This is a genomic window from Algoriphagus sp. (genome assembly GCF_024642405.1).
Lineage (GTDB): Bacteria > Bacteroidota > Bacteroidia > Cytophagales > Cyclobacteriaceae > Algoriphagus.
In genome coordinates, this window is sequence record NZ_JAHEBC010000193.1 from 1 (window position 1) to 7,278 (window position 7,278).

Genomic DNA, 7,278 nt, shown 5'->3' on the forward strand with positions numbered 1-7,278 from the left:
TCTTCTATTTGGTTTTGTTATGATATTGATGGTTTTCATCCTTTCCCCATCATCAAATCCACTCAATTGTGCCTTCTCACTCTTTTGATCAAAAATTTCTATCCCTTGAATTACTTCTGCCGGAAGATTTTGTAAAGCTGTTTGGACATCGCCTCCAAAAAAAGGTTTCCCATCTACAAGAATCTGAGCAATGTTTTCTCCCTGAGCTTGTAAGACTCCATCCATCATGGTGACACCAGGAAGTTTTTCAACTAGAGTTTGGGCACTAGCATCCTTCATAGTTTTAAATGCATCAGCATTAAAAAGTGTTGTGTCACTTTTATTGATACCAGTTGACCTTCTGGCACTTATGGTAACTTCACTCAGTTCAGTTGCAGTTTCTCTTAAAAGTAAATTTCCAAGATCTAAATCCCTGCTAACCTGAATTTTTCTAAATAAATCCTGGTACCCTAAGTATTGAACTTTCAGCAAAAACTCACCTTCTTTTATTTCTTGTAAATCAAAGTTTCCATCTAAATCTGAGATCATACCGTCTATTTGGGTGGAATCAGTTACGGTCATCAAAAGGATGGTAGCATTTGGAATACTTTGCTCAGAACCCGCCTCAATGATTTTTCCTTTGATAGAATAGGATTGTGAGAAACTAAAAGATGTCACTCCAATAAAAAATAAGAGTGTTAAATAATATTTCATGTAGTTGGGTATTAAATTTTCTTGCCTTTTTTGGCTAGTAGAAAAAGAATTGCCAATAGACTCTATACTTTTTTTAACCCAAATAAAACATGAGTGGTTGTGGATTTCAGTGATTATTGTCTAAGCGGTCAAATGATGAAATAAGCAGTGTTTTTATTATTGTTTCCTAAAATCACTAAATGAAATAAGATATTGTTAGTGATTGAAAATGAATCATTTGAATATTAAATAGATTGTCTGACATTATTTGTCAAAGAATAATGTTTATTTTTTCATCATATATATGTTTATTAAAGCAACATTTGTAAATTAGCTGATGTTAAATCATGCAGGTATGGAAAATCAAGACAAAATCAGCATTACCACAAAAACCCTGGCGTCAGGTAATCGTCAGGTAAAGTTTTTTATTGAAGATGAGATGAAACCCCAGTATGGCTATCTGTTGGTAACAGAGCCAAAGCCAGTAGGTGAAATCATTGAAGAAATTAAGCTTCGATTGGAAAGAAGAAAGTCAGCTGAGATGAATATGAATCCATTTTTTCCTGTTCAGCCATCTCCAGAAGATCATAACTTTTACTTATTCTCAGCATGAGTTTCTTAGCCTCAAATCTTAAGTTTTTGAGAAAACAGAAAGGGATAACTCAAAATGAATTGGCTGATCAGTTAGCTGTTCAGCGGACCATGATTTCCGCTTACGAAGATGGAAGGTCAGAGCCTAAATTACTGACTTTACAAAAGCTGTGTGACATTCTTGAAGTAGGTTTGGAAGAATTATTGGAGCATGATATAGAAAACAAAGGGAGAAAGGCTATTCAAAAAAGAGGGATAAATATCTTGACTATTGCCACAAATGAAGAGGATAGAGAAAATATTACGATGGTTGCTCAAAAGGCATCTGCAGGGTATTTAAATGGCTTTGCTGACCCTGAATATATGGAGAGTTTGCCTCAATTCCATCTACCCAATCTTTCCCGAAATGCCACTTATCGGGCTTTTGAATTGGCCGGTGATAGCATGCTTCCTCTGATTCCAGGTACTATTGTGATAGGTTCGTATATTGATCAACTAAAAGACATCAAAAGTGGAAAAACCTATGTGCTTGTCACTCAAACAGAAGGAGTAGTTTATAAAAGAGTATTCAATTATCTAAGTGAAAACGGGAAACTGTTTTTGGTTTCAGATAACGACCATTATAAACCGTTTGAAGTGAAAGGAGAAGATGTTTTGGAGGTTTGGGAATCTAAAGCTTTTATTAGCACTGATTTCCCGAATCCGGGGGATAAAAAGAAACCGATTTCATTGGAAGATTTGGGTGAAATGATAAAAGATATTCAAGCTGACCTTAGAAAAATCAAGGGTTAATTCTCTGTAATGCGATGTTACTGCTGGTTCCTAGGCTTGGAAAAGAAACAGTCCCAGACCAACTTTGACCGTTGGTTGAAGTGGATAATCTTAGATTACCGTTTATTTCTACTAAGGAATTATAATAACTGGCAGTGAGTTGGTTCCCACTAATAGTACCAGTTCCTTCTCCAATTTCTACGTTGAAGACATTGTATTCAATGAATTCAAATTCGTCATTGTATTGGTTGAATACTAAGGTACTAGTATTTCCTTGGTTGTCAGATAAGAGCCAATAACCACTAATTTCTTCTATTACTGGCTGATTGGATTCAGAACCTGAAAGAGATAAATTATCATAAATTTCTGTCCCTTCAGGATTTGAATTCCTGAAATTTTGCAATTCCTCAGTACTCGTGTTTGTTTGATCCTCTACAAGAGGATCTGATTTTTGATCTTCTTGTTCAATTGAAGTTTGATATGGGTCGAATTCAGAATCATTCTCAGGACTATTTAATAGAGAAATCAAAATGATGATTCCGACAAAAATTCCAATAATCCATAAATAATTTTTAGCTAACCAACTCTTTTGTTTAGGAGGAATTGGCCTAGGTTTAAAAGGTTCAGGTTTCTGCTTTGGAATTGGCTCTATAATTTTATCTAAAACTGATACCAGTTGATCGCAATCGTATTTCCATCGAGAGCTACTTAATTCCTGGGCATGCCTTCTTGTAAGTGCTTGGAGATCTTCTGGCAATTGTTCAGGAGATGGCATTACAGCGCCATTTACTAAAACTGGTATTACCCTAATATTTCTTTTTAATGCGGCCGCAATTTCAATTCTAATAAAATCCCCATCATGAAATAATCTGGAATTACCTTCAGCATCTTTAACATTGATCCAATGAGGCCCAATCATAGCGATCAATACTTTGCAGGAATTCAAAGCTTTGTCAATTGCCTGAACAAAGTCCAAGCCGGCCTCCAGAGTTTCTACATCCAAGAAAACGCTCTCTTCGCCATAGATTTCCCGTAAATGATCCACAAGTCTTCCAGCTTCTCCTGAAGCATCCTGTCTTCGATAGCTTACGAAAATTTTATTATCAGCCATAAAAAGTCCCTGATTAACAGAGACTAAGTTAGCAAAAAATGGGAAGTTAGATAAGAAAGATGAAATTGTTATCCTTCTAATAAATCACTAAATATTTCTTTGATTTTACTGACTACATCATTGGATGGATCAATATTAATGACTCCTTTTCCCAATTCATGCCATAATCCATCGCCGCATTCTATAAAAGCACCTCTTTTATTTCCTGGTGCCTCTTTGGCTATTTCATAGTTGTAGTCAGGTGTAAAGATCAGTTTCATCAATTGTACTGTGTATTCCCAATTGATATTTCTTGATTCATTTCCTTCAGTAAAAATGACTTCTCTGTCTGAAAATTGAATCGTGATAGCACAATCTTTTATAGTATCCGTATCTACTTGGCGATAGTGTATTGTTAATGGAGCTTCCTTTTTAGAAGTCTCATAAATCGCTTGTATTAGGTCTTGGCCAAAAACTATCCAAGCCTCTTGATCAGCAGGTACTTTTATCTTACCCACAATTCCTGAATCAATTGGTTTAATTATTATCCCACCTTCCTCTAAGGATTTACCAGACCATTTTGTAGTTTCTACTTTTTCAGAAATGGCTTTGACCCAAACATTATTTAGGGGACCGTTGTAAGAATAATCATCATTTGTAGTGAAACCTTCATCTACTATTTCGTTTTCACTTAGCTCTTCCCGATCGGTGTAGTGCAAATCTAATTTGGCCTTTAGTTCTCCATTACTCCAATCCAGTGAAATTCTATAAACATGGCTGTAGGGAGGAGGGATGATCCCCGAATCAAACTCGAGTTCAATCCCAGTAAATGTGTCTTTTTGAGGCATCGTAAAATTTGCTTTCGGCAAAAGTAATTTTTTTCAATGAATTAGAGGTTATTTGCAAGGTTAAACACAAGCTATGGATTCTGTATATGAAAAAATTGCGAATGAGATTTACGAAAAATCTTATGCAATCATTGATGATTTTATTAGTGACAAATTGAGAAGTTCTCTATTGAAAGAGCAATCTGATCTATTAGAAGCTGGAAAGTTTAGGTTAGCTGCTGTTGGGAAAGGCGAGAAAAAACAGATTAAAACTGAAATAAGAAATGATCAAGTGCTCTGGATGAATCCAGATGAGTTGAGTCACTATGAGGCTATTTATTGGGAGGAAATAAACAAAATCCGAATGGCTTTAAATAGACGCTGTTATTTGGGGCTGAAATCATTTGAAGGGCATTTTGCAAGATATCCAATAGGTTCATTTTACATAAGACATATAGATCAGTTTCAACAAGTATTGTATCGGTTGGTAACTGTAATAATTTACCTCAATGACTCTTGGACTACAGAGGATGAGGGCATGTTGAGGATGTATTTGCCCCAGGAGGATGGAACTGAAAAAATAATGGATGTTCTGCCCAAAGGGGGGAGGTTAGTCGTATTCATGAGTGGTGAAATACCTCATGAGGTTTTGCCCACTAAAAAAGAGAGAATAAGTATAACTGGTTGGCTCAGAAATATTGATTAATGGAGCTTTATCTCAACTTTAACCGGTTTATCCTTCACTACGAAAGATGCTCTACTAAAACTTGGGGGGCCAAAAAGTAAAGTAGGGTTATTCGAAAAACCATATTTATCAATTGGGATGCCGAGTGCATTTGTTTTAATTTTTCCATCCTTATCATCATCATGAAAGACTGAAATTGCATAAGAACCAGGTTGTATTCCTTTTAAGATGATTTCGGCCTTTTTATTTTTTATAGGGAGGCTGATACTTTTAAGTGCCTTTTCAGGATCAGAGGGAAAGCCTTCTTTATTATTGAATAACAAAACCTGTATCATTCCAACATCATTCAAACTTTCCTGAATGGTTATATGGATTTCCCCCTCATTTTTAGACTGAAAGGTTGAAATTGATAATAGAAAGAAAGAAAGAATGACTTGAATCACTTGAAATCACTTGTTTTTTGGCGGTTGATTTTTCCAGAATCTGTTCGGATGAACTCTCTAATTAAATAAACTTCCTTTGGGGATTCGTATTTTCCTAATTTGACTTTTAATTCTGCCTGCAAATTTTTTGCCTTTTCTTTTTCCGCTGAAGCTGTTTCTACAAATAGTACCAATTTTTGGCCTAATAAATCATCAGGAAGACCAAATAGAAAAAAGTTTGAGTCAGGGAAATGTGTGTTTACAATGGATTCGATTTTTGGTTCTAAAATTTCAGGATGTAGTTTAACCCCTCCAGAGTTCACAACAAAGTCAGCTCTCCCTAACCACTGGAAACTGTTTTCTGAAACTAGTTTTACCAAATCATTAGTTTGTATGATTTGGTTATTACTCATCGGTGATTTTGTCCAAAGTGCATGACGTTCATCTATTCCAAATTCCACGCCTGGCAAGATTTCATAAACGAGATCTCCCTCTTTGATTGGTGCTAATGCTATATGAGAAACTGTTTCTGTCATTCCAAAGCTTTGATAAGCATTTAGTTTATTTTTAGAGATCAATGATTTTAAATTTTTAGAAATTGGAGCGCCACCAATAATTAAATGATCGATTTGTTTTAATTCCTTTAAATGAAACTTAAGACTTTCATCCACTTGTATAGGAGCCATAGCAATAAATTGTGGATTAAAGTTTTTTTGAAGATAAGACAAGGGATTTGAACTTGGTTCAATAATTAAAATAGGAGAATCCCATACCATTGCTCTAACTAGCATCATTTTGCCTGCGATGTAGCTCGTATTCATGCAACAAAGCATTTTAATATTTTCTTGAATATCAAAAAAAGACTTTGTTGCCAAAGCACTGGCAATCATTTGAGAGCGATTTACTTTAATTGTTTTAGGTGTTCCTGTAGATCCAGAAGTTTGGAGTTCAAATACTTTCTGGCCATTCAACCAATCTTTACAAAATGAGAAGGCCTCCAAAGAATATTCAGATAAATCACTTGGAGCGCGCTGAAAGTCATTAAAAGAAGAAAATCTATTCGATCCTATAATCAATTCAAACATGAAAATGGAGTTCTTTAATTAATAAAGTTCGAGCAACAAACTAACAACAAATTTCGCCGAAGCCTGTTATCTTGCAGCAAAAATAGAGTTTAAAAATCGAATATTATGGAGTGGATTACTGCTAAAGAATACGAAGATATCACTTACAAAAAATGCAATGGAGTAGCCAGGATTGCTTTCAATCGGCCTGAAGTAAGAAATGCATTTCGCCCAAAAACCACAGCAGAACTATACGATGCCTTTTATGATGCTCAGGAAGATACCTCAATCGGAGTAGTATTATTGAGTGGGGAAGGGCCTTCCAAGAAAGATGGAGGCTGGGCTTTCTGTTCTGGTGGCGATCAAAAAGCAAGAGGAAATCAAGGCTATGTAGGTGAGGATGGATACCATCGTTTAAATATTTTGGAAGTTCAGAGATTGATCCGTTTTATGCCAAAAGTAGTGATTGCTGTTGTTCCTGGCTGGGCAGTAGGAGGAGGACATTCTCTTCACGTTGTTTGCGATTTGACTTTGGCGAGTAAGGAACATGCGATCTTCAAACAAACCGATGCAGATGTAACCAGCTTTGATGGTGGGTATGGCTCTGCTTATTTAGCTAAAATGGTAGGGCAGAAGAAGGCCAGAGAAATATTCTTTTTGGGGAGAAATTATTCCGCACAAGAAGCTTATGAAATGGGAATGGTGAATGCTGTGATCCCTCATTCCGAACTCGAATCAACTGCTTACGAGTGGGCTCAGGAAATATTAGCAAAATCACCTACTTCAATCAAGATGCTGAAATTTGCAATGAACCTCACCGATGATGGAATGGTTGGACAGCAGGTTTTTGCTGGCGAAGCAACAAGATTGGCTTATGGAACAGAGGAAGCGAAAGAAGGGAGGAATGCCTTTTTAGAAAAGCGGAAGCCAGATTTTGGAAAAAATAAATGGATACCTTAATAAATTCTAAAGGAAAAATTCTGAAGTATGAAATAGGAAAAGGTTCGAGAGAGATCTCGAACCTTTTCTTTTATTCTATCGCCTGATAGACCATTTGCCGCATTTTTTGCTCATAAAAACCGCTGAATGGAGCTGTCTGAGTCATCATTATAGAAATTAAATTTTCCTCAGGATCAATAAAGAAGTAAGTGCAGTA

General features: G+C 35.9%; 9 protein-coding genes. 4 read left to right on the forward strand and 5 right to left on the reverse strand.

The features are described from left to right. The coding region (locus Q0L68_RS13635) for a carboxypeptidase-like regulatory domain-containing protein (RefSeq protein ID WP_296704156.1) at nt 1–693 on the reverse strand (693 nt) is incomplete at its 3' end. Nucleotides 694–1,027: 334 nt separating this feature from the next. Between Q0L68_RS13635 and Q0L68_RS13640 the strand changes: the two genes are divergently transcribed. Further along, entirely contained in the window at nt 1,028–1,285 is a 258-nt protein-coding gene (locus tag Q0L68_RS13640) for a hypothetical protein (RefSeq protein WP_296704158.1), read from the forward strand. Continuing rightward, a complete protein-coding gene (locus tag Q0L68_RS13645; protein ID WP_296704161.1) occupies nt 1,282–2,055 on the forward strand; it encodes a LexA family transcriptional regulator in 774 nt (257 codons plus the stop codon). The genes Q0L68_RS13640 and Q0L68_RS13645 overlap by 4 nt, the downstream gene beginning before the upstream one ends. On the opposite strand, the gene Q0L68_RS13650 is transcribed toward Q0L68_RS13645, so the two are convergent. Continuing rightward, nucleotides 2,045–3,145, reverse strand: coding sequence for a toll/interleukin-1 receptor domain-containing protein (locus tag Q0L68_RS13650; protein ID WP_296704166.1), 1,101 nt, complete (start codon nt 3,143–3,145; stop codon nt 2,045–2,047). The two genes, Q0L68_RS13645 and Q0L68_RS13650, sit on opposite strands and share 11 nt — an antisense overlap. 68 nt (nt 3,146–3,213) lie before the next feature. After that, nucleotides 3,214–3,972 carry a hypothetical protein gene (locus Q0L68_RS13655; RefSeq protein ID WP_296704167.1) on the reverse strand — a complete coding sequence of 253 codons (759 nt, stop codon included), beginning with the start codon at nt 3,970–3,972 and terminating at the stop codon, nt 3,214–3,216. 73 nt (nt 3,973–4,045) lie between these two features. On the opposite strand from Q0L68_RS13655, the gene Q0L68_RS13660 reads away from it, so the two are divergent. After that, a complete protein-coding gene (locus Q0L68_RS13660; protein ID WP_296704169.1) occupies nt 4,046–4,657 on the forward strand; it encodes a 2OG-Fe(II) oxygenase in 612 nt (203 codons plus the stop codon). Here the strand turns inward: Q0L68_RS13660 and Q0L68_RS13665 are convergent. Together Q0L68_RS13665 and Q0L68_RS13670 are read right to left on the reverse strand one after the other, a co-directional pair. Next, a complete protein-coding gene (locus tag Q0L68_RS13665; protein ID WP_296704171.1) occupies nt 4,654–5,079 on the reverse strand; it encodes a DUF2141 domain-containing protein in 426 nt (141 codons plus the stop codon). The two genes, Q0L68_RS13660 and Q0L68_RS13665, sit on opposite strands and share 4 nt — an antisense overlap. After that, nucleotides 5,076–6,143 (reverse strand): AMP-binding protein, encoded by a 1,068-nt coding sequence (locus Q0L68_RS13670; RefSeq protein WP_296704172.1) that lies wholly within the window; start codon nt 6,141–6,143, stop codon nt 5,076–5,078. Before Q0L68_RS13670 ends, Q0L68_RS13665 begins: the two co-directional genes overlap by 4 nt. Before the next feature lie 105 nt (nt 6,144–6,248). On the opposite strand from Q0L68_RS13670, the gene Q0L68_RS13675 reads away from it, so the two are divergent. Continuing rightward, entirely contained in the window at nt 6,249–7,082 is an 834-nt protein-coding gene (locus Q0L68_RS13675; protein ID WP_296704175.1) for a 1,4-dihydroxy-2-naphthoyl-CoA synthase, read from the forward strand. Nucleotides 7,083–7,278 lie beyond the last annotated feature (196 nt).

Coding starts and splice junctions, on each gene's coding strand:
- Q0L68_RS13645 (WP_296704161.1), top strand. CDS start 1,282: ATGAGTTTCTTAGCCTCAAATCTTAAGTTTTTGAGAAAACAGAAAGGG.
- Q0L68_RS13655 (WP_296704167.1), bottom strand. CDS start 3,972: ATGCCTCAAAAAGACACATTTACTGGGATTGAACTCGAGTTTGATTCG.
- Q0L68_RS13660 (WP_296704169.1), top strand. CDS start 4,046: ATGGATTCTGTATATGAAAAAATTGCGAATGAGATTTACGAAAAATCT.
- Q0L68_RS13675 (WP_296704175.1), top strand. CDS start 6,249: ATGGAGTGGATTACTGCTAAAGAATACGAAGATATCACTTACAAAAAA.
- Q0L68_RS13640 (WP_296704158.1), top strand. CDS start 1,028: ATGGAAAATCAAGACAAAATCAGCATTACCACAAAAACCCTGGCGTCA.
- Q0L68_RS13670 (WP_296704172.1), bottom strand. CDS start 6,143: ATGTTTGAATTGATTATAGGATCGAATAGATTTTCTTCTTTTAATGAC.
- Q0L68_RS13650 (WP_296704166.1), bottom strand. CDS start 3,145: ATGGCTGATAATAAAATTTTCGTAAGCTATCGAAGACAGGATGCTTCA.